Annotated in this window: 28 protein-coding genes and 1 other annotated feature; of the genes, 15 read left to right on the plus strand and 13 right to left on the minus strand. The window is 58.5% G+C overall.

Annotation, left to right across the window (positions count from 1 at the left end):
* Positions 1–96: 96 nt before the first annotated feature.
* Together FOI68_RS13245 and speE are read left to right on the plus strand one after the other, a co-directional pair.
* Positions 97–804, plus strand: a complete 708-nt coding sequence (locus FOI68_RS13245) for an HAD family hydrolase (RefSeq protein ID WP_143863456.1) — start codon at positions 97–99, stop codon at positions 802–804.
* A gap of 83 nt (positions 805–887) precedes the next feature.
* Positions 888–1751 carry a polyamine aminopropyltransferase gene (gene speE, locus FOI68_RS13250; protein ID WP_044900343.1) on the plus strand — a complete coding sequence of 288 codons (864 nt, stop codon included), beginning with the start codon at positions 888–890 and terminating at the stop codon, positions 1749–1751.
* Positions 1752–1764: 13 nt separating this feature from the next.
* On the opposite strand, the gene FOI68_RS13255 is transcribed toward speE, so the two are convergent.
* Positions 1765–2670 (minus strand): ABC transporter ATP-binding protein, encoded by a 906-nt coding sequence (locus FOI68_RS13255; protein WP_143863457.1) that lies wholly within the window; start codon positions 2668–2670, stop codon positions 1765–1767.
* The gene (locus FOI68_RS13260) at positions 2670–3230 is read right to left on the minus strand and encodes an ABC transporter permease (protein ID WP_255433468.1); all 561 of its coding nucleotides are present in this window, start codon (positions 3228–3230) and stop codon (positions 2670–2672) included. The genes FOI68_RS13255 and FOI68_RS13260 overlap by 1 nt, the downstream gene beginning before the upstream one ends.
* A gap of 270 nt (positions 3231–3500) precedes the next feature.
* Here FOI68_RS13260 and FOI68_RS13265 point away from each other — a divergent pair, with 270 nt between their 5' ends.
* Genes FOI68_RS13265 through FOI68_RS13275 form a run of 3 tightly spaced genes read left to right on the plus strand, consistent with a single transcriptional unit; the run spans position 3501 to position 6516 of the window.
* Complete coding sequence (locus FOI68_RS13265) at positions 3501–4220, plus strand: response regulator transcription factor (RefSeq protein WP_082059717.1); 720 nt, start codon at positions 3501–3503, stop codon at positions 4218–4220.
* Positions 4217–5995 carry a sensor histidine kinase gene (locus FOI68_RS13270; protein WP_143863458.1) on the plus strand — a complete coding sequence of 593 codons (1779 nt, stop codon included), beginning with the start codon at positions 4217–4219 and terminating at the stop codon, positions 5993–5995. The genes FOI68_RS13265 and FOI68_RS13270 overlap by 4 nt, the downstream gene beginning before the upstream one ends.
* A 56-nt stretch (positions 5996–6051) precedes the next feature.
* Positions 6052–6516 carry an aminoacyl-tRNA deacylase gene (locus FOI68_RS13275; RefSeq protein WP_029100655.1) on the plus strand — a complete coding sequence of 155 codons (465 nt, stop codon included), beginning with the start codon at positions 6052–6054 and terminating at the stop codon, positions 6514–6516.
* 70 nt (positions 6517–6586) lie between these two features.
* On the opposite strand, the gene FOI68_RS13280 is transcribed toward FOI68_RS13275, so the two are convergent.
* Positions 6587–7471, minus strand: coding sequence for a YitT family protein (locus FOI68_RS13280; RefSeq protein WP_143863459.1), 885 nt, complete (start codon positions 7469–7471; stop codon positions 6587–6589).
* 149 nt (positions 7472–7620) lie between these two features.
* Positions 7621–8199, minus strand: a complete 579-nt coding sequence (locus FOI68_RS13285; RefSeq protein ID WP_143863460.1) for a phosphopantothenoylcysteine decarboxylase domain-containing protein — start codon at positions 8197–8199, stop codon at positions 7621–7623.
* Positions 8200–8411: 212 nt separating this feature from the next.
* On the opposite strand from FOI68_RS13285, the gene FOI68_RS13290 reads away from it, so the two are divergent.
* Entirely contained in the window at positions 8412–9167 is a 756-nt protein-coding gene (locus FOI68_RS13290; RefSeq protein ID WP_143863493.1) for a DUF2087 domain-containing protein, read from the plus strand.
* 25 nt (positions 9168–9192) lie between these two features.
* A complete protein-coding gene (locus FOI68_RS13295) occupies positions 9193–9534 on the plus strand; it encodes a GIY-YIG nuclease family protein (protein ID WP_035299102.1) in 342 nt (113 codons plus the stop codon).
* A gap of 173 nt (positions 9535–9707) precedes the next feature.
* Here the strand turns inward: FOI68_RS13295 and FOI68_RS13300 are convergent, their stop codons facing one another.
* Entirely contained in the window at positions 9708–11039 is a 1332-nt protein-coding gene (locus tag FOI68_RS13300; RefSeq protein ID WP_255433469.1) for a glycoside hydrolase family 10-like protein, read from the minus strand.
* A 347-nt stretch (positions 11040–11386) separates the two neighbouring features.
* Between FOI68_RS13300 and FOI68_RS13305 the strand changes: the two genes are divergently transcribed.
* Complete coding sequence (locus FOI68_RS13305) at positions 11387–12085, plus strand: futalosine hydrolase (protein WP_221935121.1); 699 nt, start codon at positions 11387–11389, stop codon at positions 12083–12085.
* Positions 12082–12912: a 1,4-dihydroxy-6-naphtoate synthase gene (locus FOI68_RS13310; protein ID WP_035299106.1), complete on the plus strand. Its 831-nt coding sequence runs from the start codon at positions 12082–12084 to the stop codon at positions 12910–12912. Before FOI68_RS13305 ends, FOI68_RS13310 begins: the two co-directional genes overlap by 4 nt.
* 140 nt (positions 12913–13052) lie before the next feature.
* Here the strand turns inward: FOI68_RS13310 and FOI68_RS13315 are convergent, their stop codons facing one another.
* The 4 genes from FOI68_RS13315 to rlmD all read right to left on the minus strand — a co-directional run bounded on the left by FOI68_RS13315 (position 13053) and on the right by rlmD (position 16214).
* Positions 13053–13646 (minus strand): YdeI/OmpD-associated family protein, encoded by a 594-nt coding sequence (locus FOI68_RS13315; RefSeq protein ID WP_143863461.1) that lies wholly within the window; start codon positions 13644–13646, stop codon positions 13053–13055.
* Between the two features lie 210 nt (positions 13647–13856).
* Positions 13857–14228 carry a DUF4180 domain-containing protein gene (locus tag FOI68_RS13320; RefSeq protein WP_044900332.1) on the minus strand — a complete coding sequence of 124 codons (372 nt, stop codon included), beginning with the start codon at positions 14226–14228 and terminating at the stop codon, positions 13857–13859.
* A gap of 119 nt (positions 14229–14347) precedes the next feature.
* A complete protein-coding gene (locus tag FOI68_RS13325) occupies positions 14348–14731 on the minus strand; it encodes a VOC family protein (protein ID WP_029100643.1) in 384 nt (127 codons plus the stop codon).
* A gap of 91 nt (positions 14732–14822) precedes the next feature.
* Positions 14823–16214 (minus strand): 23S rRNA (uracil(1939)-C(5))-methyltransferase RlmD, encoded by a 1392-nt coding sequence (gene rlmD / locus FOI68_RS13330; RefSeq protein WP_143863462.1) that lies wholly within the window; start codon positions 16212–16214, stop codon positions 14823–14825.
* 225 nt (positions 16215–16439) lie between these two features.
* Between rlmD and FOI68_RS13335 the strand changes: the two genes are divergently transcribed.
* The 3 genes from FOI68_RS13335 (at position 16440) to yhfH (ending at position 18883) form a co-directional block, all read left to right on the plus strand.
* A complete protein-coding gene (locus FOI68_RS13335) occupies positions 16440–16781 on the plus strand; it encodes a hypothetical protein (RefSeq protein ID WP_029100641.1) in 342 nt (113 codons plus the stop codon).
* 137 nt (positions 16782–16918) lie between these two features.
* Positions 16919–17179, plus strand: a binding site (T-box leader).
* A 92-nt stretch (positions 17180–17271) separates the two neighbouring features.
* Positions 17272–18519, plus strand: coding sequence for a threonine ammonia-lyase IlvA (gene ilvA / locus FOI68_RS13340; protein WP_143863463.1), 1248 nt, complete (start codon positions 17272–17274; stop codon positions 18517–18519).
* 202 nt (positions 18520–18721) lie between these two features.
* Positions 18722–18883, plus strand: coding sequence for a protein YhfH (yhfH, locus tag FOI68_RS13345; RefSeq protein WP_081656617.1), 162 nt, complete (start codon positions 18722–18724; stop codon positions 18881–18883).
* Here yhfH and FOI68_RS23485 read toward each other — a convergent pair.
* On the minus strand, positions 18868–19038 hold the full coding sequence (locus FOI68_RS23485) for a hypothetical protein (protein ID WP_185973945.1): 171 nt from the start codon (positions 19036–19038) through the stop codon (positions 18868–18870). The genes yhfH and FOI68_RS23485 overlap by 16 nt on opposite strands.
* A 1-nt stretch (position 19039) precedes the next feature.
* Positions 19040–20272, minus strand: coding sequence for an aminopeptidase (locus FOI68_RS13350; RefSeq protein WP_143863464.1), 1233 nt, complete (start codon positions 20270–20272; stop codon positions 19040–19042).
* A 191-nt stretch (positions 20273–20463) separates the two neighbouring features.
* On the opposite strand from FOI68_RS13350, the gene FOI68_RS13355 reads away from it, so the two are divergent.
* The 3 genes from FOI68_RS13355 to FOI68_RS13365 all read left to right on the plus strand — a co-directional run bounded on the left by FOI68_RS13355 (position 20464) and on the right by FOI68_RS13365 (position 23245).
* On the plus strand, positions 20464–21021 hold the full coding sequence (locus FOI68_RS13355; protein WP_143863465.1) for a hypothetical protein: 558 nt from the start codon (positions 20464–20466) through the stop codon (positions 21019–21021).
* A gap of 179 nt (positions 21022–21200) precedes the next feature.
* The gene (locus FOI68_RS13360; RefSeq protein ID WP_143863466.1) at positions 21201–21764 is read left to right on the plus strand and encodes a biotin transporter BioY; all 564 of its coding nucleotides are present in this window, start codon (positions 21201–21203) and stop codon (positions 21762–21764) included.
* A 137-nt stretch (positions 21765–21901) separates the two neighbouring features.
* Entirely contained in the window at positions 21902–23245 is a 1344-nt protein-coding gene (locus FOI68_RS13365) for a cytochrome P450 (RefSeq protein WP_143863467.1), read from the plus strand.
* Between the two features lie 153 nt (positions 23246–23398).
* Here the strand turns inward: FOI68_RS13365 and FOI68_RS13370 are convergent, their stop codons facing one another.
* Positions 23399–24775: a sensor histidine kinase gene (locus FOI68_RS13370; protein ID WP_035298547.1), complete on the minus strand. Its 1377-nt coding sequence runs from the start codon at positions 24773–24775 to the stop codon at positions 23399–23401.
* The gene (locus tag FOI68_RS13375) at positions 24776–25495 is read right to left on the minus strand and encodes a response regulator transcription factor (RefSeq protein WP_029100632.1); all 720 of its coding nucleotides are present in this window, start codon (positions 25493–25495) and stop codon (positions 24776–24778) included.
* Between the last annotated feature and the right edge of the window lie 100 nt (positions 25496–25595).

Below are 25595 nucleotides of genomic sequence, written 5' to 3' on the forward strand. Positions count from 1 at the left end.
ATTTTACCCGTTTTTCTTCTACAATGGGTAAGATGGGGGCCGTTTTTTTGCGCGAAACCGGCGCGTCGACGAAACTGGTGCAAAGGAGGAGGGGCCATGCCGGGCTTTCACCTGATCTTGTTTGATTTGGACGACACGTTGTTTGATTTCTCGGCTTGCTGGGAAAAGGGCATGCGGCAGACGATCGCATCCCACCCGCTGACGGCCGGGCTTGACCCGGACGCCGTGTACGAGGCGCTGCGGCGGCACAGCGACGCCTTGTGGGCGGACATCCGGGAGAAGCGGATCAACTTTGACCAACTGCGCCGCCTGCGGCTGTCGCGCACCCTCGCCGAATTTGGGCGTCGTGCGGAGGCGGATCGGCTGGACGACTTTCAGGAGCGGTATGCGGCCGCCTGCATGGACACCGTCGTTCCCGACCGCGCCGTTCAGTCGCTGCTGATGCGGCTCAAGGAACGGTATACCCTGGCGATTGTCACCAACGGACCCGCGGACATGGCCGTTGAAAAAATCGAGCGCCTGGGGCTCGCACCTCTCTTTCCCGCGGAGAGGGTGTTCGTCTCCGAGCAGATTGGCTGGCACAAGCCGGACCCGCGCATTTTTGCGGCCGTGCTTGAGCGCTTGGGGGCTTCCCCGGCGGAGGCGCTGTTTGTCGGGGACAACTGGACGGCCGACATCGCCGGGGCGATGGATGCGGGCCTCTCGGCGGTTTGGCTGAATCCCGCCGGAGTGCCGCCTGCTACGGATCACAAGCCCCTCGCCGTGATCAAACGGCTGGAAGAGCTCTGGGAAATCGTCGCCTGACTGCCGCATCTCCCACATTCTTGAAAACAGACGGATTTTTCGATAGGGTGATAATGATTCTATTGTTTTCAGGAGGGTGAGAAATGAACGTATTGCCCAAGTTTGTTCAAAACAGCGCCGGAGCGTGCTGGCTGACCGAGAACGAACGGGAGAACCTGATGATCCGTTACCGGATTCGCGAGGTGATTCACGAGGAACAATCGGCGTTTCAGCATGTGATGATTCTGGACTCCTACGATTTTGGCCGGATGCTTGTATTGGACGGAGTTGTGCAAACGACATCAATGGACGGATTTATTTACAATGAGATGATTGCCCATGTGCCGCTGGCGTTTCATCCCCGGCCGCGCCGCGTTCTGGTGATTGGCGGGGGAGATTGCGGGGCGGCCCGCGAAGTGTGCAAATACCCGGAAGTGGAACAGATTGATCTGGTGGAGATTGACGAACGCGTCGTGCAGGTGTGCAAACAGCATCTGCCCGAAGTGTCGGGCGGCCTGTCGGATCCCCGCGTCCGTTTCCTGTACCGGGACGGGGTGGAGTTTGTCCGCGACCTGGAAGAGACGTACGACGTGATCATCGTCGATTCGTCCGATCCCGTCGGCCCGGCGGAGCAGTTGTTCTCCTTTTCGTTTTACCAGCATGTGCATCGGGCGCTGAAACCGGACGGCCTGATGGTCTGCCAGAGCCAGTCCCCCATCTTTCACGCCGATGTGATGGGGCAGACGTACCGCAACATCGGTCGGCTGTTTCCGGTCACCCGCATGTACACGGCAGTCGTGCCCACGTACCCGGGAGGCTTGTGGAGCTTTACCCTCGGTTCGAAGAAGTACGATCAGCCGGTGGCCGGGCGCGTGTCCGGAAAGGATACCAAGTATGTCGACGAAGGAATCATCCATCAGTGTTTTCACCTGCCGGTCTTTATAAAGCAAGCGATAGGAGAGGGATAGTCCCTCTCCTTCGTCATTCCTCGAGAAAAATGCGCTCCAGGGACGGCTCCTCCACGTGGACGCCGTAAATGTCCACGCGGGCCTGCACCAGCGCCCGCACGAGCGCAGCCACGTTCTGGTCGTCGTCCACCTGCAGGGAGAACCGCCCCTCTTCCCACTGGAGATGGCGGCCGATGCGTTCGGCGAAGGCGACCAGCTCGGGCTGCTGTTCCGCGGCAAATTGGGAGTGGCGGACGCGGACGGTGCGCCAGGAGCGATGCGCCGCCTGCAGGTCGGCCAGACTGCCCAGGGAGGCAATCTTCCCCGCCTTCATAATCGCGATCCGCGTACAGATTTTTTCCACCTCATGCAGGTTGTGCGAGGTCATGAATATGGTTTTCCCCTGCTTGTGCAGCCTGAGCAGCAGCTGCTGGATCTGCAGCGCCGACTCCACGTCCACGCCGGAGGTCGGCTCGTCGAGAAACAGCAGCTCCGGATCGCCCGCCAGCGCCTGGGCGATGCCCAGCTTCTTTTTCATCCCGAAGGAAAACGTCTTTGCCTTTCGCCCGGCGTGTTCCGCCAGACCGACGTCCTCCAGGATGCGCTCGCACTCCCTTTTGCTGAGACGGATGCCTTTGACCCGTGCCAGATAGCGCAGGTGGTCCAGAGCCGTCAGCGAGTCGTAAAAGGTGGAGTAGTCGGGCAGGATGCCGATCCGCCGCTTCCAGTCGTCCGGCCGGCCGGCGCCGTCAAACATGCGGATCGTACCAGAGGTGGGGCGGATAATGCCCGTCAGCATGTTGATAAACGTCGACTTGCCAGCCCCGTTTTTCCCCAAAAACCCGAAGATTTCGCCGGCGTACACGGACAGGGTGACGCCGTCGACGACCGTTCGATCGCCAAAACGCTTGGTCAACTGTTTGGTTTCCACGAGTGCCACTAGCAATCCCTCCGTTGAAACAGGTAGACGGACGCACTGAGAAAGAGCAGCGCGTACAGCCAGATGAAGCCGATGAACGCGCCCCCTTTTTCGATGTAGGCGTAGGGGGTCAAACAGCCGATCCACTTCGCCGCGGGATGGGAGGAGACGAGCGTCCAGAGGCCGAGAAAGGGCAGTCCCAGCCCCAGGACGATCCCCGCAAACATCGTGTAGCTGGGGCGCGGCACCGCGATGGACATGAACAGCGCGAGGGACGTGCTGTACACCAACAGTGTCATGCACTGCCACAGCGTGTAGGCGTCAAACGTGCGGACGGCGGCGAACAGGACTCCGAACGTGACCAGCATGCAGCTCGCCCAGAACAGCAGGACACCGAACCATTTGCCGAGCACGATGCTCGCCCGCGAGGTACGGGTAATCAAAAACCGGATCGTCCGGCTGGACAGTTCCCGGTTCATGACGTCATGGGACAGGCCAAACACAAACAGCGGCCCGAAAACCATCACCAGCGCGAACACGCCCAGCGCATGACCGTGCGCCAGCTCCTTTTGCGGGAACATGTCCGCCACCTGGTTGACCAGATCGGAGACCCAAATAGGAGAACCCGACGATCATAGCGACGGTAACGAGCGACTTCACGCTCCGAAACAGACGGGTACATTCCTGAAAGCAAACGGCCCACATGTTGGTTCCTCTCCTTTCACGCTCCATTGTAGAAGGAGAGCCTTATCCCTCCCCAATCGCTTCCTTACCGTTTTCTTAAACATGTCGGTCGTCACCCGCCCGCGCGGCATCACGTGGTATGATGGAAAGACAAGGAGGGAACGTCTGTGGAACACCAAGCCCACATATTGCTGGTCGATGACGAAGAAGCGATTTTGCAGATGCTCAAAACCGTGCTGGAAAAAGAGGGGTTCCGCAGCGTGGACACCTGCACGCGTGCGGAAGAGGCCATCCGGCTCATCGAGAAAAATGCGTACGACCTGCTGATTCTGGACGTGATGCTGCCGGACAGGAGCGGGTTTGAGCTGTGCACCGCGATTCGGCAGCGAACGCAGGCTCCGATTTTTTTCCTGACCGCCCGCGACTCCGATTTTGACAAGCTGAGCGGCTTTGCGTACGGAGCGGACGATTACATCACCAAGCCGTTTCATCCGCTGGAAGTGGTGGCGCGGATGAAGGCCCACCTGCGCCGGACGCTGTCCCTGCCCAGGGAGCAGCCAGGCGATTGCGGCCGCGTATACGATTTCGGCCGGTTTCAGGTAAACGTCGCGGCGGCCGAACTGATCGTCGACGGCGAGCCGGTGGAATGCTCCGCCCAGGTGTTTCGCCTGCTGCTCTTTTTCTGCGAGCATCCCAACCGCGTCTTCACCAAGGAACAGATTTACGAGCACGTCTGGAACGAGTACGGCTTTTTTGACGAGAACACGGTCATGGTCCACATTCACAAGCTGCGGCAGAAAATTGAGGAAAATCCGAGCCAGCCGAAATACCTGGTCACGGTAAGAGGCTTGGGCTACAAGCTGGTGGCTGACGGGAGGAAGCCATGAGGCTGCGCCGCAAACTGATCGTCCATCACTTCCGCCAGCTTCTCTTGTTTTTTGTGGTGCTGATCGTCGTGCTGATGATCTCGCTTGTGGTGCTCGGCTACCGGATGACAAAAGGGGAGATGGCGGCCGATTTCAGCCTCCTCAGCGCCAGCGACCTGGCCCTGTTCATTCATCTGGAGGAAAACGGCGTCCGCGTCGACGAGGACGTGGAGCACAGCGTAAAGAGCCAAAACGGCTGGCTGCAGGTCATCGACAAAAACGGCGAAGCGGTCTACGCCTACAACTGTCCGCCCGATGTGCCGCGCCGGTACGCGGCGGGCGAACTGGTGGGGCTTGCTCAGCCCGAAAGCGGCTTTCCGTATCACACCCGCATCTGGACGATCCAGTTGAGGGAGGAGAGCTATCTGGTGCTGTACGGCACCCCTGCGCCGGAGGTTCGTCTGCTGCATCTGGTGCTGCCGCGGGGGGCCGGCGAAAATGCTGCCCGCCGTCCGGCGCCAGCGGCCGAAGCGCAGGAGGCGTTTCGCCAACACAACGCCTGGCTGGCCGTGTACGACAGACAGGGGAGCCTTGTGGAGCAGTGGAACAATCCGCAGGCGGCAAAACGGCTGGAGGCGGCTGCCATGCTGCAGGCGGAACAGGAGCGTCGAAACCGGCCGGTCAGCATCTTCAGCCGCTATGATGAGGCCACCGGCCGCACGTTTGTCGTCGGCGTCCCCAATCCGCTCTACCGGCCCGGCACATCCGCCGCCGAGAACAGCGATCGCCTGGTGCTGGAGTCTCTGTTGAAAATCGTGCTGATCCTGGTGCTGGTTGTGCTCGCGGCCGCCCTGTGGTACGGGCGCAGGGTGGGACAGCCGCTCTTGCACATGATGAACTGGCTGGAACAGTTGGCAAACGGACGCTATCAAGAACCGACGGGCCGAACCGGCAGGCGGGTGGGCACCACACACAGGGGCAGGCGGAAGAAGTCGTTCGCCGTGTTTCAGGACATCTTTGACGCCCTGCAGCATTTGACGGCCGTCCTGAGCGACAGCGAACGGCGGCGGAGGGACATGGAACGGACCCGGGAAGAGTGGATCACCGGCCTGTCCCACGATTTGAAGACGCCGCTCAGTTCCATCTATGGCTACGCGGCCATCCTGGAATCGGACCAGTACGAATGGGGACCCGGCGAGATTCGCCGGTTCGGCCGGATCATTCGGGAAAAGGCCGACTACATGACCGGGTTGATCGAGGATTTGAACCTGACGTACCGGCTGAAGAACAACGCCCTGCCGATGGTGAAGGAAACGGCGGAGATCGTGGAACAGGTGCGGCGCATCGTCGTCGATACGGTCAACGACCCCGGGGCGGAGCGGCACGTCATCCGCTTTCAACCGGAGGTGGCGTCGCTTTTGGGGCAGGTGGACGGCAAATGGTTCCGGCGGATCGTCGCCAACGTCCTGGCCAACGCGGTGAAGCATACGCCGCCCGGAACCAACGTGCTGGTGTCGGTCGGGCCGCACAGCGGCGGCGGATTTGTCGTGAAGGTGGCGGACGACGGCCCGGGGATGGACGAAGAGACGAGGGAAAACCTGTTTGAACGGTACTACCGGGGCGGTCATACGCAGGAAGACGCCAGCGGGTCCGGCTTGGGCATGGCGATTGCCAAGCAGTTGGTGCTGGCGCACGGTGGAGAGATCCGCGTCGACAGCGAACCGGGCAGGGGGACGACGGTGGCGATGCTGTTTCCGCCCGCCGATGATCCGAAGGAACGGGACGAGGCGAAATAGGAGCGTGCGTGGGCTGCGCTCCTTTTGCAGGAACCAACCGAGAGAGGAGAATGTCGATGGAACGCGTGAAAAGGTTGTTGGATGAACAAGGTCTGCCCTATGAATTGATCCCGCACGATCAACCCATCCGCTCGGCACGGGAGGGAGCATCCCTGTTGGGCATCGAGATCGGACAGACGGCGCCCGCGCTAATACTTGAAACGGACAAGGGCCATGTCGCGCTGATCGTTTCCGGCAAGCGCGGCCGGCTGGACTTCGCGCAGATGGCCCCGCTGCTGGGCTTCCGGCAGTTGAAGATGGCCGGCGCCACAGAGGTCAAACGGATCACCGGATACGAACCGGGGAGCGTTCCCCTGGTGGGACACGACCTGCCGGTTGTCCTGGACGACGAGCTGTTTTCCTACCCGTTTGTCTACGGCGGAGCGGGCGATCCGCTCTGGACGCTGAAGCTGTCTCCGCAGGCATTGGAACAGGCGAGCCGGGTGGTGGCGAGGCTGCCGCGGGAGACGGGCGGCAAATAGAATACAAGACGGCAAAAAGCGAAAAACGTGCTTCCTCTGCACGAGGCGGCACGTTTTTCCAGTCGAATGGTTAGTGAATATCCCTCTTTTTAAACTGCCCGCCGCGGACGTCGTGAATGTTGCCGACGGCGAGAAATGCGCCGGGGTCCACTTCCTCGACGATCAGCTTCAGCTTGGCTTCCTCCAGGCGGGTGATGATGCAGAACACCACTTTTTTATCGTCGCCGGTATACCCGCCTTCTCCGCTCAGGTACGTCACGCCGCGTCCCAGCCGGGCGACGATGGCGTCCCCGATCTCCTTGTAGTTGTCGCTGATGATCCAGACCGATTTGGAGCCTTCGAACCCTTCGATGGTCAGATCGATCATCTTAAAGGCGATGTAGTAGGCCATCAGCGAATACATGGCGCGATCCCAGCCGAACACGAAGCCGGCGCTTCCGAGAATAAACACGTTGAAGAACATGACGATCTCGCCGACGGAAAACGGCGTCTTTTTGTTAAACAAAATCGCCACGATCTCCGTGCCATCCAACGATCCTCCGTAGCGGATGACCAGCCCCACACCAATGCCCAGAATGATGCCGCCGAATACGGCTGCCAGGAGCGGGTCTTCCGTCAACGGACGAACGTCGTGCAGCATCGTTGTCCCCACCGACATGGCGGAAACGCCCAACAGCGTGGAAAGCGCGAACGTTTTTCCGATCTGTTTGTAGCCGACGATCAGAAACGGCAGATTGAGCAGGAACAGGAACAACCCGAGCGCCAAGCCCGTCAAGTGGGACAAGATGATGGATATCCCCACAATTCCTCCGTCAATAATCCGATTTGGGACCAAAAAGATTTCCAGCCCGACGGAGACGAGGCCCGATCCGATCAGGATGAACAGCGCCCTCTTGAGCAGTTTGCCGAGGGTCAATTTTTTGTGAGTGGCCTGTTGTTTCAACGTTTCTTCCATTCATTCCCCTCCCAGTTTTTTATCTTATTTTTTATTATATCATTGACTGTCCATTGTCTTGTGTATTTTCAGGTATGTTCAGAATTGCAAAAACAAACGGAGGGGACACGGAAGGCTTCGCTGCCCGTTGGAGAAACAGGCTGCGGCGATTAAAAGGAAGCGGTGACCGGCAGCATGAAACACTCGCGCTCCAGCTCAAAACGCCCTCTCGCCATCAGCCAGGCCCTCGTCTCCAGCGCGACGGGTTCCCATCCGGCGATTTCATCGCATCTCATCCTTTCTCGCGCCGCATCACAGCAGCCGCTCCAGCATCTCGAGCAGCCCTTTGGCAGTCTCGCGTTTATCGGTATATGTCCGCACGTCGCCCGATCGGGAGACAATGTAGGAACGATCCGGCCTTCCTGATCGACGATCTTCTCCACTACCCAATCGGATACCGCCGTTGCCATGATGACGGCACGGACAGGTTCCGTTTCCAGCAAGCGTCTGATCTTTTCGCGCAGGTCGGCGACTCCCTCAAACGGCTGTACGCGCAGCCGGTGATGACGCTCCGGCACCCGGGCAAAATAGCCGTGCAGATACGTGACGTCCGCTCCCCGCGCCAATGCCTGCTCAGCCAGATAACACCCGATGGTCCCTTTTGCCAAATTGGTATGTCCCCGGACCTGGTCCCACCTTTCGACCGTTCCCCCGCTGGTGATGAGTATCTGTTTTCCTTCCAGTGCCATCGGCAGTCCCCCTTTTGTGCCTGCTTCTTGTTCATTTCATCGCACCCGGCCCAATCCCTTCCGGTCACCCCCAAGTTTCTGGTGGGGCAGGAAAGCGCTGCGCTCCCTTTTTCCGTCAGCCCTCGGATGGCTACAGGTGTACCTTGACAATTTATAGACGAATGAATAAAATGTCTACAAAAATATAAACAAATTAAGGGTGTGTTTGTGTGATTGGCGTATCGGAACTGTTTTGGAACGCCTCGTTGGAGGAATTGAAGCGCGGGTACATTCAACAGGACGATCATGTCGTATGCCTGCTCTGCGGCAAGCGACTGGAGAAAGGCGTCGTCTATCCCGCTGACGGCGTTTTTTATGAAGCGGAGCGGTATATGCGCGTTCACATCGAACAGGCGCATCAGTCGGTGTTTGACTACCTGATCCGGCTGGACAAAAAGCTCACCGGCCTGACGGACCATCAAAACCGTTTGCTGCGCCTGTTTTACCAGGGGAAAAGCGACGCGGACGTGCAGAAGGAGCTGGGCATCGGCAGCGCCTCCACGATCCGGAATCACCGCTTTGCCTTGAAGGAGAAGGAGCGTCAGGCCAAGGTGTTTTTGACGATGATGGAGCTGTTGAAGGAACGGGATAAGCACGCGCCGGCCTTCCTGGACGTTCATCAAACCGCCAGAATGGTGGACGATCGTTACAATGTGACGCTGGACGAGTACGACAAGATTCTGAAGAAGTACTTCCCGGCAGGCACGGACGGGCCGCTGAAGACCTTCGCGTTGAAGGAAAAGCACAGGCTGGTGGTGCTGCGGGAAATCGCCAAGCGGTTTCAGCCTGAGCGCATCTACACGGAAAAGGAAGTCAATCAGATCTTGCAGGCGGTGTATGACGATTACGTCACCGTCAGACGGTATTTGATCGAATACGGGTTTCTGGATCGAAAGGACGACGGCAGCCAGTACTGGCTCAAAGCGTGATTTTGAGGGAAAGGAAGAAAAACCGATGGATCGACGAGCGGAACTGAAACAACTGTACAAGGAAATGAAGACCGAAGCGGGCGTCTACCGGATTACCAACCGACAAAACGGGAAGGTGTTCATCGGCAGCACCATGAACCTGAAGACCGTAAACGGCACGCGGTTCCAGTTGAAATTCGGCAGCCACAAAAACAGCAAGCTGCAGCAGGAGTGGAACGCATACGGAGAAGACGCCTTTGACATTGAGGTGGTGGAGCGCCTGGAAGTGAAAGAGGACAAATACGCGGAGGCCAAGGACGCGCTGAAAAAGCTGGAGGAAAAATGGCTGGAACAGCTTCAGCCGTTTGGCGAACGGGGCTATCATTAGGGGGCGGTCAGCGAAATCGTTTCCATCACAGAAACAAGGATCGTTGCGGGACGTCCGCAGCGATCCTTGTTGATTTTCTGCAGGTTTTCTACAGGCGTACGTTTGCGTGTCAGCAGAGCGGCCGGCTGCCGATGACGTGAAAACCCGCCGCTCGTTCGGCTGCCGGCTCGCTGTTACTGGGTGTGCGCCGCATAGTACTGTTTCAGGCTGGAACGTACCCCTGCCGTATTGTTCAGCAAGGTTTTGGCGCTGAAAAAGATGCTGCCTTTTACCTGGGGATACCCCTTGTTGAATTGGAGCTGCTTGATCAGCGCATCGCTGGTCGCCCAGTCGGTCGTGTTGCTGCCCACCCGGTACGCGGCGTGGCCGATGTAGAGTTTGACGGGGGTGCCGTTTGTTTCCGCCGCCCACCAGTGGACGAGCTTGTCGTAGGCGGCCGGCTTGTACCCGATGCTCCAGTAGAGCTGAGGCGCCACGTAATCGAGCCAGCCGCTGCGGATCCAAGTGCGGACGTCCGCGTACAGGTTGTCGTAGGAGCTTTGGCCGTTCGTGTCCGACCCGGTGGGGTCGTCCTTCGCATTGCGCCAGATGCCGAACGGGCTGATTCCGAACTCCACCTGCGGTTTTACGCTTTTGATCGACTGGTACAGGTCCCGGACGAAGGTGTTGATGTTGTCGCGGCGCCAATCGCCTTTGTTCGCAAATCTCCCCTGATTGTAGGCGGCAAACGTCGCATCGTCCGTAAACGCTTCCTTCCCGTACGGATAAAAATAATCGTCCAGGTGAACGCCGTCGACATCGTACTTGTTCACCACTTCCAGAATGGTGGCGATCACGTGCTGTCTCACTTCCGGAATGCCCGGGTTGAAGATCAGTTGGTTGTTGTGGGGCACGACCCAATTCGGATGCTGCCGGGCGGGGTGCTGCGCCGCCAGTTTACCTGGATCCTTGCTCGTGCTGGCCCGGAACGGGTTGAACCACGCGTGAAACGCCATGCCGCGCTTATGCGCTTCTTCGATCATGAAGGCGAGCGGATCGTAGCCCGGATGTTTTCCCTGCGTGCCGGTCAGCCATCTGGACCAGGGAACGAGGGCGGACGGATAGATCGCGTCCGATTCCGATCTCACCTGGACGATGATGGCGTTCATCCCGGTCGATTTCAGCTCGTCCAGCATGCGTATGTATTCTTGTTTTTGCGCGTCGATGCTCAGGCCAGGCTTCGACGGCCAGTCGATGTTGTACACCGTGCTCACCCATGCGGCACGCATTTCCTGCTGGGGCTGGCTCACAGGGGCGGTGCTCCCCTCGGCACCGGCGTTCGGATTGACGGCAGGAAGCGGAGCCGTTCCATTGACGATGTCCGGCGGGGCTGTCGGGGGAATCGATTGGCCGACGGAAGCGTTGGCGGCCGCCCCCGTGCTTGTCTGCGGCTGAGCTGCCGATGCGACCGGCTGCAGCCCAAACAGCAAGAGGAGCAGACTCATCAGCAAGCGGTATCGTTTCAATTCGCAATCCTCCTTATTGAGTGAAAAATGTCCCAATACTCACGATACTACGTAGATGGCAAGCAGTCTACCAATCTAGTAGACGTTTGAGAGAAAGATTCGTTGCTTGCGGTCTGGGAAAAACGGAAAAGATGGGTCATGTGACCCATGCCGCCACTTTCCTTGTTCGGCAAATGATCCCTGGAAGCGCTTGTTGGGGGTGACGGTTCCGCTGGTCGAGCACATCGTTTTTCCGCAAACAACTTTACAGGAAGACCAGATAGCGATAACGTTGAGGAAGAGTGTGAACGTGCAGCCGGTTGGAAGGCCATACGGACAATGAATGAGGAGAGATCAGAGAGATGAAGATGGATCCGCAAACGGGATCGCCCGACGGCATCAGCCCCGAACGGCGGAAAGCGGTCATGCGCGTGCTCGTGATGACCGCTGTTCCGGCAGAGAGAGACGCGGTCTTGCGTGGACTGCGCGGCGACAGCCGGTTTGACGTGCTGGCGGGGGGCGTCGGCGTGGCGGCGGCGGCAGCCAGTACGGCGCGGGCCTTGGCCGCTGCCGAGTACGACCTGGTCGTGTCTGCCGGCATCGGCGGCGGTTTTACGGGGCAGGCGGAAGTGGGCTCCCTGGTGGTGGCGAACGAGATCATCGCCGCCGACCTGGGGGCGGAGACCCCGGACGGTTTCTTGAGCGTGGACGAGCTGGGGTTCGGTTCCACCCGCATCCAGGTCGACCCTGGTTGGGCGGCCCGTGTGACCGAGGCGCTGCGCGATGCCGGGCTGCCCGTCAGCACCGGCCCCGTCCTGACGGTAACGACTGTGACGGGCACCGCCGAGACCGCCCGTGAATTGGGCGCGCGGGTGCCGGGGGCGGCCGCCGAAGCGATGGAGGGCTATGGCGTGGCTGTCGCCGCCCGTCAATGCGGCCTCCCCGTCCTGGAGGTCCGTGCCGTTTCCAACCCGGTCGGACCGCGTGACCGTGCGTCCTGGCGCATCGCGGAGGCGCTGAACGCATTGGAAGCAGCAAGCTCAGTATTCCTGGAGGTGCTACGATGAGAATTGCCTTTTCTCCTTGCCCCAACGACACGTTTGTATTTCACGCCTGGGTACACGGCCTGATCCCCGGCGCGCCAAAGCTGGATGTCACGTACGCCGACATCGACATTACCAATGGCCTGGCAGCCGCACCCAACGGGCCGGACGTGCTCAAAATCTCGTATGCGGCCCTGCCGTGGGTGCTCTCCGAGTACGCGCTGCTGCCGTGCGGAGGGGCGTTGGGCAGAGGCTGCGGACCGCTGGTGCTGACCAAGACCGGCAGCAACGATCCGGCGGTTTTGACTGGTCGTCGGGTGGCGGTCCCCAGCGAACGCTCAACCGCCTACCTCCTGTTCCGCCTGTGGGCCGCCCGGAACGTGCCGGGAGGCGTTGGCGACATCGTGGTGATGCCCTTTCACGAAATCATGCCGGCGGTCCGCGACGGCTCGATCGACGCCGGACTGGTCATCCACGAGGCGCGCTTCACGTACCCCTCGTACGGACTTACCCTGCTGGCCGACATGGGAAGCTGGTGGGAAGAAGACACCGGCCTGCCGATTCCGCTGGGGGCGATCATCGCCCGCCGTTCGCTCGATCTGAAGGCCATCGCCGGCTGGACCCGCGCGTCGGTCGAATACGCATGGGCCCACCCGGAGGCGTCGCGTGAGTACGTGCTGCACCACGCGCAAGAGATGGACCCCGAAGTAGCGAAAGCGCACATCAACCTGTACGTGAACGAGTTCACCGCCGATTTGGGCGAAGAAGGGTACGCGGCGGTCACCGCCCTGCTCACGCGGGCAGCGGCGGAAGGGCTTGTGCCGGAGGTGGACCCGGCCGCGCTGCGCTGACATGGCCGGCGAATTATGAGACGCAAACAAAAGGGGCTGTAGGCCCCTTTTTTGCGTTTGGCCATGCGGGAACCCCCTGCTTTACACGAAAAAATGGGAGCCTGTGTTACACATGCTCCCGTTAGTGCAAGGAGAATCTTCTAATCATTTAATCCCTTTCCATTGAGAATTTGCTGCATATATTTTTCAATCCTTGACTCCCGAGTTTTGGATTGTTTGGGTTTCGAAAAATAAAGAATGTACGCTCTTTGCCGTCCCGGCGTCAACGCTTCAAACGCAGCTTTCAAGGCAGGGAGTTCATCAAATTTTTTTTGAAGTTCTTCAGGAATGATGAGTTCTGCATTCTGTTTAACATTCACTTTCAAACCGGCTTTTTCCACTTCAATGGCTTCAAAAATATAGGCTTTCAAGATGGGTTCCAACTCGACTATTTCTTGAACATTGGTGAACCGAATCTGGCGCGCTGCCTGTACATTCTCCGTTTGTTGGATGAGAATCTCATGGGGATCCTGTAACAAGGCACCCTTGTGAAACAGAAGCGCACAATATTCTTTAAATCCATGTATTAAAACGATGTTTTTTTTCTCAAACGTGTAACAAGGATGCATCCACTTAAATTCTTCGGTCAGTTCACAGTCAAGAACGATACTTCTCAACTTCTCATATTCTTCCTTCCACTTTTTGGCTTTGCTTATAAATTCATCAACCTTAGGATTCATCCGACGAATTGTCATCAAGGAACACCCCTCTTCAATTTGTCCATCCGTTGACTGTCAAGCAGATCTGGCGTGGAAAGGTACAGGGAGCTTCTATTGCTATTCTGCCCGTTCGTAAAAGAAGAAAACCCTTGATAGACAAGGGGTTTCAACGCTATTTCAGTGTCAGCAGCGTCACGCTATCCAGTTGGGTTCAAGAAGAGCTAAAATGCTGCCTTCGCTTGGAATTCACGCTGATATCTGGTGAAGTGCCTCCAGGGCGTCGGATTCGGTCTCCTTGAATAAGACCATGTTTCCCTGATTGGATTCGTACATGAAGGCGTTCAGGCTGTTGCTTTGGTAGCTGCTGAAATCACCGACGATCGCGACTTTCATCCGGTAGTTGGTAAACTTCTGCAGGATCTCACCGGCCAGTCCGGTTTTCAGATCAAAGAACGCTTCCGTGAAATGTTCTTTTCGCAGCACCATCTTGTCACATCCGCTGTTGTACCACACGTTGGCAAGCAGGTCCAGTGCATCCTGTGCGTTCTCAATCAGGATGGATTCACTTTCGATGACGGCGATTTTGGAACCGTTCTGCTCATTCACGGTGATCTTCAAGTGACCACTCTCCCTTCGTCCATACTTGACACTGTCCAAACTTCCTCTTCTGATTTGAGAAATCACAGGGTCTAGTGAAAGCCACTCCAGCGATGGAGTGGCCCGTTCGTTTAACACAGTTACTTCTGTATCAGTTGAATAAGGTTGCCGCATGTATCGTCGAAGACAGCTATTGTGACTTCGCCTATTTTTGTCGGCTCCTTCGTAAACTTCACGCCCTTTTCCAACAATCGTTTGTACTCTTTCTGAATATCTGCAACACCAAACATGGTTGCCGGGATGCCATCGGCAAATATCTTCTGTTGATACGCTTTGGCGGCAGGATTGTCATTCGGTTCGAGTAAAAGCTCGGTACCGTCTTGCTCATCGGGAGATACAAGCGTGATCCACCTAAATTTCCCCATGGGAACGTCTTGCTTTTTTACAAAGCCCAGCGTTTCTGTATAAAACTTCAAAGCCTTCTCCTGATCTTCAACAAATATACTCGTAATAATGATTTTCAACATGTTGTTGCCTCCTGATATTTACGACGTTGGTGCTCTGTTAACAATCTGGTTTCATTCAGAAAAACCCATACATACGTAGGCATAGAACTTATGCCTGCCCCCACAATTTAAGCAGAGCCACGCACTCCACATGACTCGTATGCGGAAACATATCCACCGGCTGGGCGCTGACAATCTCGTAGCGGGCCAGCAGCTTCGCCACGTCTTTGCCCAGGGTGGACGGATTGCAGGAGACGTAGACGATCCGCTGCGGCTGTACCTCCAAGAGGGAGCGGATCAGGGCGTCGTCCAGGCCGGTGCGGGGCGGGTCCACCACGACGACGTCCGGTTTTACGCCCTGCTTGGCCCACTTCGGCATCAGCACCTCGGCGCGGTCGACGTGGAAGGTGGCGTTGGCGGCCCCGTTTTTCTCGGCGTTGCGGCGGGCATCCTCGACCGCTTCGGGAATCAGCTCGATGCCCCGTACCTCCCGGGCGTAGGGTGCCAGCCAGAGGGCGATCGTCCCCGTGCCGCAGTAGAGGTCCAGCACCAGTTCGCTGCCGGTCAGCCCGGCGGCTTTTTTGACTTCCTCGTACAGCTTGCGCGTCTGCTCCGGGTTCAGTTGGAAAAAGGCGCGGGCCGACAGGTCGAACGACAGCTCCCCCAACTGCTCCGCGATGGACGGTCTTCCCCAGAGCTGACGGGTGGTGTCGCCGAAGACCAGCGACGTTTTTTTCCGATTGACGTTTTGCACGATGCTGACCAGGCCGGGCAGGCGGGTGCGCAGCTCCAGGATCAGTTCCTTGACGCGCGGAATCTCCTCGGTGGCCGTCACCAGCGTGAGCTGCGTCTCGCCCGTGGCGAAGGCCGCGCGGGCCACGATGGTGCGGATGACGCCGGTCCGTTTTCGCTCGTCGTACGCGGGAATGCCCAGCTCCTCCATGACCTGTCGCGCCGTGCGGACGATCTCGTTGGTCGCCTCGTGCTGCACGCGGCAGGACTCCAGGTCGACGAGGCGGTGGCTGCCCGTCTGGTACAGGCCGGCCACCAGCCGGCCGTTCTGTCTTCCCACCTGAAACTGCGCCTTGTTGCGGTAGCCCCAGGGGTTCTCCATGCCGATCGTCTCCGCCACCGGCGGATTTTCCAGCCGGGCGTACTTGCGCAGCGATTCGATCACCAGCTCCCGCTTGCTGGCCAATTGGGCCTGGTAGTCCATGTGCTGCAGGCTGCAGCCGCCGCATTCCTCATAGACCGGACAGGGGGGCTCGACCCGCGCGGGGGAACGCTCCACCACGCGCACCAGCCGGGCGACGGCGTAGGTTTCCTTGACGTCTGTCACTTCCGCGTGCACCACTTCCCCGGGCAAGGCCTTTTCCACAAAGACGATTTTCCGCTTGTAATAGCCGATGCCTTCGCCGTTGATGCCGAGACTTTTGATCGTCAGGGTCATCTGCTGGCCGACGCGAACGGCGGCTTCCTGCTGCTGATACGATTTGTTCATGCGTGCCGATCTCCTTCGAACGTGGTTGTCTCTTATTATACCGCTTCTTGGACCTGTGCCAAAACGAATCCGCTCCAAACCAGCTTTTCCGGCAGGATTCTTCCGCCCTGTTTTTTCCACGCGGAACGAATGAGACAGCACCAGCCTGACAATGATGCCGGCTTTCTCCCTTGTCCCGTTTTTGCTATAATAGGGCAGAGAAAAACGAGGGAGCTGTGACGGAAGATGCAAGAGCTGTTTGACAAAATGAAGGAATATCTGAACATGGATACGGAGATTTCCTTTGAAGAATTTGACGGGTACTATAAAAAAGTGATCGCGTTTCTGAACGACAACTGGACCGGTTTGAACGAGGACGAGACCCTGCACATGCTGTTCATCCTCGACAACCTCAAGTCCAACGGCGAGGATCGCGCCAAGCGCAAGGAAAAAGAGGCGAAAAAGTACGCCAAGATGGCGCAGCGTTCGGAAATCTGGGCAACGGCGCTGATCAAGCGCCTGCGCGACGCCGGTCTGAGCGACGAGGAGATCGGCAAGCGCTACGAAGCGATCTACGAAGCGGTGTAACTTTACAGAAGAACCAAGCGGGGACGGCGATCCCCGCTTTTTTCATATTTCACGCGGGGGAACAAACCGCCCCGAGCATTGACAAGGCATGCCAAAATCACTATAATTTCTTACTAATTTAAATAGTTCTTATTGGTTGAACAGCGTGGAAAAGGACGAGTAAAAACAGAAGCGGCGCACAGAGAGCTGTCCCTCGTGCTGAAAGGACAGCCGCTGGCCTGTTTTGAAGATCACCTTGGAGCTGTGCCTTGGAAAGAGCGGGTCCGCCGATTTGAGTACAGGGCAACGGTCACGCCCCCGTTACCGGGCGGGAGTTCTCCTCGGGGGAACTCGCCGAGTCTGTTTTTCGCGAGGAAAGCAGAGAAGCTGAGTGGTACCGCGATGCCCTCGCCTCAGCCAGCCGTGCGCGCGATGCGCCGAAGGCCGGAGGCGGGGGCTTTTTGCATTTTTCCGCGCATTCGACATCATCATCAGGGGAGGAGCAGAAGACATGCCTGCTGTCAACATGGAAGACATCATCGTCGCCAACCACGTGCTCAAAGACGTGATCGAAAAGACGCCGCTGCAGCGAAACAAGCTCCTGTCCGAGCGGTATGGCTGCAACGTCTACTTGAAACGGGAAGATTTGCAGGTGGTGCGCTCGTTCAAAATCCGCGGCGCCTACAACCTGATCCGCCACCTCTCCGCCGAGGAGCGGCAAAGAGGGGTGGTCTGCGCCAGCGCCGGGAACCACGCGCAGGGCGTGGCCTACTCCTGCCGGCTGCTGCAGATCCGCGGCCGGATTTTCATGCCCGCCACGACGCCGCGGCAGAAAGTGTCGCAGGTCAAGCTGTTCGGAGGCGAATACGTCGACGTGGTGCTGGTCGGCGACACGTTTGACGACTCGTTTGCGGAGGCGATGGCCTACTGCCTGGAGAAAAACATGACGTTCGTCCATCCGTTTGACGATCCGCTCGTGATTGCCGGACAGGGCACGGTCGGCGCGGAAATCATGAACGACGTGGAGGAGCCGGTCGATTACCTGTTTGTGAGCATCGGCGGCGGGGGCCTGGCTGCGGGCGTCGGCACGTACGTGAAAGGAGTCAGCCCGTCCACCCGCATCATCGGGGTGGAACCGGCCGGCGCTCCCTCGATGACAGAGGCGCTGGCTCGGGGGGACGTCGTGACGCTGGAGGAGATCGACAAGTTCGTGGACGGGGCGGCGGTCAAACAGGTGGGGCAGCTCACCCGCGAAATCTGCAAAGAGGTCGTGGACGACATCGTACTGGTGCCGGAAGGAAAGGTGTGCACCACGATTTTGGAGCTGTACAACGAGAACGCCATCGTCGTCGAACCGGCCGGGGCCCTGCCGATTGCCGCGCTTGACGCCTGCCGCGAGCAGATTGCGGGGAAAAACGTCGTCTGCATCATCAGCGGGGGCAACAACGACATCGACCGGATGCAGGAAATCAAGGAGCGTTCCCTGCTGTATGAAGGCTTGAAGCATTACTTCATCATCAATTTTCCGCAGCGGGCCGGAGCGCTGCGCGAGTTTATCGACAAAGTGCTGGGGCCGCACGACGACATCGCCCGTTTCGAGTACACGAAAAAGAACAACAAGGACAACGGGCCGGCGCTCGTCGGGATCGAGCTGAAGAGCAGGGAGGACTATCAGCCGCTGGTGGACCGGATGAAGAAGCACGGCATCCGCTACGTGGAGGTGACCAAGGACCCGACGCTGTTCCACCTGCTGATCTGATCAACCCGCGCCGGGGACACTGCGGTGTTGTAAAACAGAGCGGAAAAATCGAAAAAGTATTAATACAGAGAAAACGGGAGAAACGGACAGAAAACAGAAGCCAGCGAGCGAAAATGCGCCACAATGTTTTATAACAACGTTTTATAAAACAACTCCTGTTATAATACAATAACCTCAACGAACACGTCGGGAGGTTATGATCATGACGCCAGTCGCCACCTTTTTCCGCAACCTGGAAGCCAAATGCTGCGCCGCGTGCGGCCAAGCGATGACGGAGCAGGCCGAATCCTACATGACAGAGTGCTTCGACTGCCAGGAAAAAGCATCGAAGGATGCCTACCTGTACTATTACAGCAAGCGGTAAGCAGCATCCATGCGTTTGGAGAGGAGGGCCACCCGCGGCCGCCGCTCCCGTTTCGGTTCCGCGCAAGCGGAGAACCGCAGGGGAGACAGCCGCAGCCGGGTGGCCTTTTTTTGTGCCTGCTCCCGGCCCGGCGTCGGCCAGGCCGCAGGAAGCATCTCAGAACGCCCAGTTTCCGCCGCGGAAGACGGGTTCTCGCGTGCCGTCGGCCAGCTCTCCGTCGATGTCCATCTCCGCCGAGCCGATCATGAAATCGACGTGCATGAGGCTGGTGTTGAGACCGCGCTGCTCCAACTCCTCGCGGGAGAGGTTCGCCCCGTCCTCCAGGCAGACGGGATAGGCGTTCCCGATCGCCAAATGGTTGGAGGCATTTTCGTCAAACAGCGTGTTGTAGAAAATCAGGTTGGACTGGGAGATGGGCGACCGGTGCGGAACCAAGGCCACTTCCCCCAGGTAGCGGGAGCCCTCGTCCGTTTCGATCACCTTTTGCAATACCTCGAAGCCCGTCTCCGCCGTCACCTCCACGATGCGCCCCCGCTCGAAGCGGAGCGTAAAGTTCTCGATCAGATTGCCGTTGTGGTTCAACGGCTTCGTGCTGCGGACGACGCCGTTCACCCCTTCTTTCAGCGGAGCCGTGAAGACTTCTTCCGTCGGGATGTTGGCCATGAACGGCGTGCCGTTTGCGTTCACGCTGCCCCCTCCCAGCCATCGGTGGCCGGGCGGCAGTTGAACGGACAGGTCGGTGCCGGGCGCTTTGAAGTGCAGGCAGCGGTACTGCTTGCCGTTCAGGTAGGCCACCTTTTCGTTCAGTGCGGCTTGATGGTTCCGCCAGGCCGTCACCGGGTCGTCCGCGTCGATCCGGGTGGCGCGGAAGATGGCGTCCCACAGGGCGTTCAACTGCTCACTCTCGGGCAGGTCCGGGAAGACCTTGGCTGCCCATGCGGGAGAGGGAGCGGCGATCACCGACCAGCTAACGCGATTGTTCATCGTGTAGCTGCGAAACGTGTACATGGCTGTTCCCGCCGCTTTGTTGGCGGCGGCGATCCGCTCCGGGTTCACCCCTTTGAGCAGATCGGGGTTGGTCGCCGTTATGAAAAGAAACGCGGCCCCGTTCTCGGCCATCTCCTCGTACGCCTTCGCTTTCCACATCGGGAATTCCGTGAATGCTTCATCCGGGGCGAGATCGTATCGGATCCGGGTCAGTTCATCGTCGGTCCAGTCGGTATGTACGTGTTTGGCTCCGGCCTGGTAAGCCGTTTTGGCAATTTTGCGGACCAGTTCGGCCGTGGAGAGGGGGGCGTTGACGACCAGGGTTTGCCCCGGCTGGACATTGACGCCGATTTTCACAGCCAAGGCGGCGTAGCGGTCAAGCATGTGGTCAGCAGCGGTCATGGAAAACCTCCTCGTTTGGATATGTCGCGATCGTTTGGCAGACAGGCAGTCCGAATGCAGGATGTTGCCAATAATTATATACCAAATTATGGCTGGCGTGTGGTTTCTTGAGCCAAAGCGGTTCTTGCCAAACGGAAAAAATACGGGCATCCTAGTAGCGTGTGCCATTCGGACGGAAAGGGGGAGCGGAGGTGTTTCATCCGCTGGTGTTCGACAATATCCGGGTCGTGCTGGAAGGAGCAGTGTACGACCGCGATTTCGAAGGGGCCATCACCATCACGGGCCGCTCTGACGTGATGGACCTGGCTACGTTTGAGCGGCTGTTTCAGATCGAATTCCGCCCGGCGGAAAAAGCGGACAGCGACACGGCGGTGACGGCGCAGATCCAACTGCGCACTTCGCTGGCCGACATCGCGGCGGAACAACTGGAGAAGCCGCTGATAGAGCATGTAGGCTGCACGATCTGCATCCATTTTTTCCTGGAGATCAGCGACGTGCCGCGGGAGACGGATGCAATCACCGCGATTCTCAACGAGATGTGGGGACACCGGCCGCACATCACGCAGACGGTCAAGGCGCGCTTGGACGAGCATCGGCCGGAGTGGCCGCCGCAGCGCTTTGCCAATCAGATCACGCTCGATTTTCACCGCAAGATCGACGAGGGCAATATTGAGGACTTGCGGCGCCTGATCGATCACACCGTCGATTCGCTGGTTCACCTCCAGGCGTACTGCGACAGCCGCGCATAGCCGGAACAATCCGGTGTTCCGGCGCGGGACTTCACCCGCCTGCCTGACGACGCAGGCGTGCCGCTTGGCAGACGTGCCTGCGCGCCTCCCGTTTTTGCAATTTACATTTGTTCTGCCAGGCATTATGATTAATGTGTTAACGTATTTTATCATTTGGTTGACAAAAACGGGAGGTCAACATGAGAAACGAACGATTGAAGTGGCTGCTCTTATCCGCTGTTTTTGCCGCCGTGACGGCCGTCTTTTCGCAAATCACGATTCCCCTGCCGCTGATTCCGATTACCGGACAGACGCTGGCGGTTGGGTTGGCCGCCACCATTCTGGGAAGCCGGTACGGCACGCTGGCGATGATCATTTACGTGCTTCTGGGCGCAGTCGGCCTGCCGGTTTTTGCGGGAGCGAACGGAGGGCTCCAGGTGCTGGTCGGCAAATCCGGCGGGTACATTTTCGGCTTCATTCTGACCGCCTACATTACCGGCCTGATCCTGGAGAAAACCCGCTTTTCCTTTGGCTGGGCGCTGGTGGCCAATCACGTCGGCATGGTCGTGACGCTGGTTTGCGGCGTGATCCAGCTCAAGTACGTGCTGGATATTCCGTGGAACGCCGCAGTCATGAGCGGAGGCGTTTCCTTTTTGCTGGTGGGAGTCGTCAAGGCCGTGCTGGCCGCCTGGATCGGCATCAAGGTGCGCGAACGGCTGGTATCCACCGGGCTGGTGCAGGTGAACAAGCCGACCCTTTCGTAACAGAAGAGAGACCGCCTGATGATTCAGGCGGTTTGTTTTTTTGCCGCTGCCCCAATGGAGCGCGTGGTATAAGGAGCCGGACCGGATGGATACTAGAGACGACGCACTGACACCAGACCTACGAAAGGATGACCGCGATGAACCTGACCATTCCCGCCCCCCGAGGGCTGCCCATATCCGGCCATTTGCTCGCCTTTCGCCGCGACCCGCTCGGCTTTTTGCAGAGGGCTGCGGAACAGCACGGCGATGTCGTCCATTTTCGCTTCGGCCCCAGACGGCACCTGTATCTTTTGACCAATCCCGATCACATCAAGGAAGTGCTGGTCACCAAACAGGCCCACTTCCGCAAGGCCAAAGGACTGCAGGTGGCGCGGGCGGTGGTGGGAGACGGCATCCTCACCAGCGAGGGGCAAAAGCACATGCGGCAGCGCCGGCTGATGCAGCCCGCTTTTCACCGGGAGCGGATCGCCGCTTACGCCGACACGATGGTCCGCCAGGGGACCGCCATGATGGCCGGGTGGAAAGACGGCGACATCCGTGACGTGCACGAAGACATGATGAAAGTGACGCTGGCGATCATCACCGAGACGATGTTCGGCAAAGGATTGACGGAGGGCGTCGACAAGATCGGCCGCGCCATCGAAATCGGGCTGCAGTACGTGTCGAACAAGGCTTCGGCGATGATCGACATCCCGCTCGGCGTGCCGACGCCGCAAAACCGGAAGTTTCAGGAGGCGGCGGAGACGCTGGACAAAACCATATACGCGATCATCGAGGAACGGCGGAGGAGTGGGGAGGAAGGACGGGACGACCTGTTGGCCATGCTGCTCGCCGCCCGTGACGAGGAGGACGGGCGGGGTATGACGGACGAGCAGGTGCGCGACGAGGTGATGACCATCTTTGTCGCCGGCCATGAGACGACCGCCAACACCATGTCGTGGATCTGGTACCTGCTGGCCACCCATCCCGAAGCGGAACGAAAGCTGTGGGCGGAACTGGACGAGGTGCTGGGCGGACGGCCGCCGACGGCAGAGGATGTCCCGCGGCTTGTATATACCAATCAGATCATCAGCGAAACCCTGCGGCTCTATCCCGCGGCCTGGGTGATCAACCGGGAAGTGGTGGACGAGGTGGAGATCGGGGGGCACGTGTACCAGCCGGGCGAGACGCTGATGATGAGCCAGTACGTGATGCACCGCAGCCGCCGCTATTTCGACAACCCGGACCAATTCATCCCGGAACGGTTCAGCGGCGATTTGCTGAAGCGGATTCCCGCGTTCGCCTACTTCCCCTTTGGCGGCGGGCCGCGCATCTGCATCGGCAACAACTTTGCGCTGATGGAGGCGGCGCTGCTGCTGGCCACGATCGCCCAGCGCTTCCGCCTGCGGCTGGCCGAACCGGGACAGCGGGTGGAGCCGGAGCCGCTGGTTACGCTGCGTCCGAAAAACGGGTTGATGATGCGGCTGGAGGCGCGGATATAAAAAAAGAGGCATCTTTCCACCAAAAGCATGGCCGCTTGGTGTCAGATACCGAACTGGGGGTTATTTATCACGGAAAGCAACACGCTTGCTTACAAATAGTACTGTAACAGAAAAAAATAAAGCGAATATTAACCATCAATAAATTGAAATAAATTATGGTTGAAAAAACGGGATCGTAAAGGAGAAGCAGCTTCCCACGCCCAGCTCGCTGCTTACGTTGATCACGCCGCCGTGGCGCTGGACGATGCTCTGGCAGATGGTCAGGCCGAGGCCGGTGCCGCCGTTGTTCCGGTTGCGCGATTTGTCTGCGCGGTAAAACTTGGTGAACACCTTGGGCAGGTCCTCCGCCGCGATGCCCTCCCCCTTGTCGATCACGGAAAAGAGCACGTGTCCGTCCCGCTGATCGCAGGTAAGCAGGATGGACCCGTTTGGCTTGTTGTAGTAGATGGCGTTGTTCAGCAGGTTTTCCAGCACGCGGCGCAGCTTGGCCTCGTCCGCCTCGATGTGCAGCTCGTTGGAGACGCGCAGCTTCCATTGAAACGACAGCCCCGCCTCCTTGATGCGCACCAGGTAGTCCTCGATGACGCCCTTGACAAAGCTTTTCACGTGGATGCGGCTGATGTTCAGCTTGATTTCCGTGCTTTGCTGGGTGAAATCCTGCAGCTCGTCCAGCAGCTTTTCCAGATCGGCCGTCTTTTCCTCGATCTTGCGCATCTGCTTCTGGATCCGCTTGAGATCGGTGACGCGTCCCGATCCGATGTAGGAGGCGTAGCCTTTGATGGTCGTCAGCGGCGTGCGGAAGTCGTGGGCGATGGCCGAGATCAGTTCGGACTGCCGGTCCTCGGCAAGCCGGAGTTCGTCCACCATGTCGGAAAAGTAGCCGAACAACTGGCCAAACTCGTCGTGCGAGCGGTAGGTAAACGAGACGTACCGCTTGCCTTCCCGGATTTCCTGCGTCACGCGGGACAGTTCGCTGACCGGCCGCAGGATCCAGCGGACAAAAAAGGTGAGCAGGATGAGGCCGACCAGCGCGATGCTGCCGTAGATGAACCACAGCATCATCGAGACGCCTTTGGTGGCGAGAATGTCCGATTCATCCGTGTAGAAGTAGATGATCGTATGCCCCTGCCGCGGGGGTTCGTGCTGAAAGTGGTATTCCGCGACCACCTTCAGATCGCTTTTCTCCGGATCGGCCGGACTCGTTTTCAGCGGGTTTTTCAGGTTGTAGGCCTGTGACGTCTTGATGTAAATGGGGTTGCCGTCAGCGTCCGTGACCACCATTTTGTACATCAGGTCTTCCGGAAGCTGTGCCTCCAGCTCCCGCCGCTCGGTCGGATCCTTGAACACGCTGGAGTTCAACAACTGGTTGACCCGCACCTTCTCCGCCGTTTCCTTCTCGTACCGGTACTGGTTGTGCCGGTCCGTCTTCAACTGTTCCACGATGATGTCTTCGAAGACGAACTTGAACAGGAGCAGGTTGAGTACGATCAAGGCGATAAACGAGAGGAACAGCTTGTTCCGGATGCTCATCTACACTTTCTCCCCGATGAATACGTACCCCGTCCCCCATTGCGTTTTGATGAACTGGCGATCCGTCTCCAATTTTTCGCGCAGGTTCTTGATGTGCACGGTGACCGTGTTGAGCGAGCCGTAGCCGTATCCCCAGACGCGGTCGTAGATCTGCTCCCGCGTGAAGACGATGCCCGCGTTTTCGGCCAAAAAGGTAAGCAGTTGAAACTCCTTGGTGGACAGATCGATCTTTTGGTCGTTGACGTAAACGGAGTACGTTTCCTTGTGAATTTCCAGCCCCTTGAACTTCAGGACGGTAATGGAGGATGCCGAGGTCTCTTTCTCCGCCGCCTCCTCGCTGTGACGGCGAATGCGTTCGTAGCGGCGCAGGTGGGCGCGGATGCGGGCAAGCAGTTCTTCCGTGTCAAACGGCTTGGTGATGTAGTCGTCGGCGCCGATCTCAAAGCCGACCACCTTGTCGACCGCTTTGCCCTTGGCGCTGAGAAAGAGGATGGGCAGCTCCCACTCGCGGCGAATCTGCGAGCAGAGCTCGTAGCCGCTCATGCCGGGCATCATGATGTCGAGCAGAATCAGGTTGGGCTTGGTGCCCGACTTCAGCAGTTCCAGCGCCTGCTCGCTGCTCTGCGCCGTGGAAACGTCGTATCCTTCGCTTCCCAAAATATCTTCCAGCAGCTCGAGTATTTCCTCGTTGTCGTCCACAATCAAAACATGGTCTTTCACCGGTACTCTCCCCCAGTCACCACATGTGTTCTGGTCCTATTCCTTTTATCATATCACGGTTTGCCCGCACGCGGGGACATAATCCCGTCCTTCCCGGCCG

It is taken from the genome of Brevibacillus sp. LEMMJ03 (assembly GCF_007197875.1).
GTDB classification, from domain to species: Bacteria; Bacillota; Bacilli; order Brevibacillales; family Brevibacillaceae; genus Brevibacillus; species Brevibacillus thermoruber.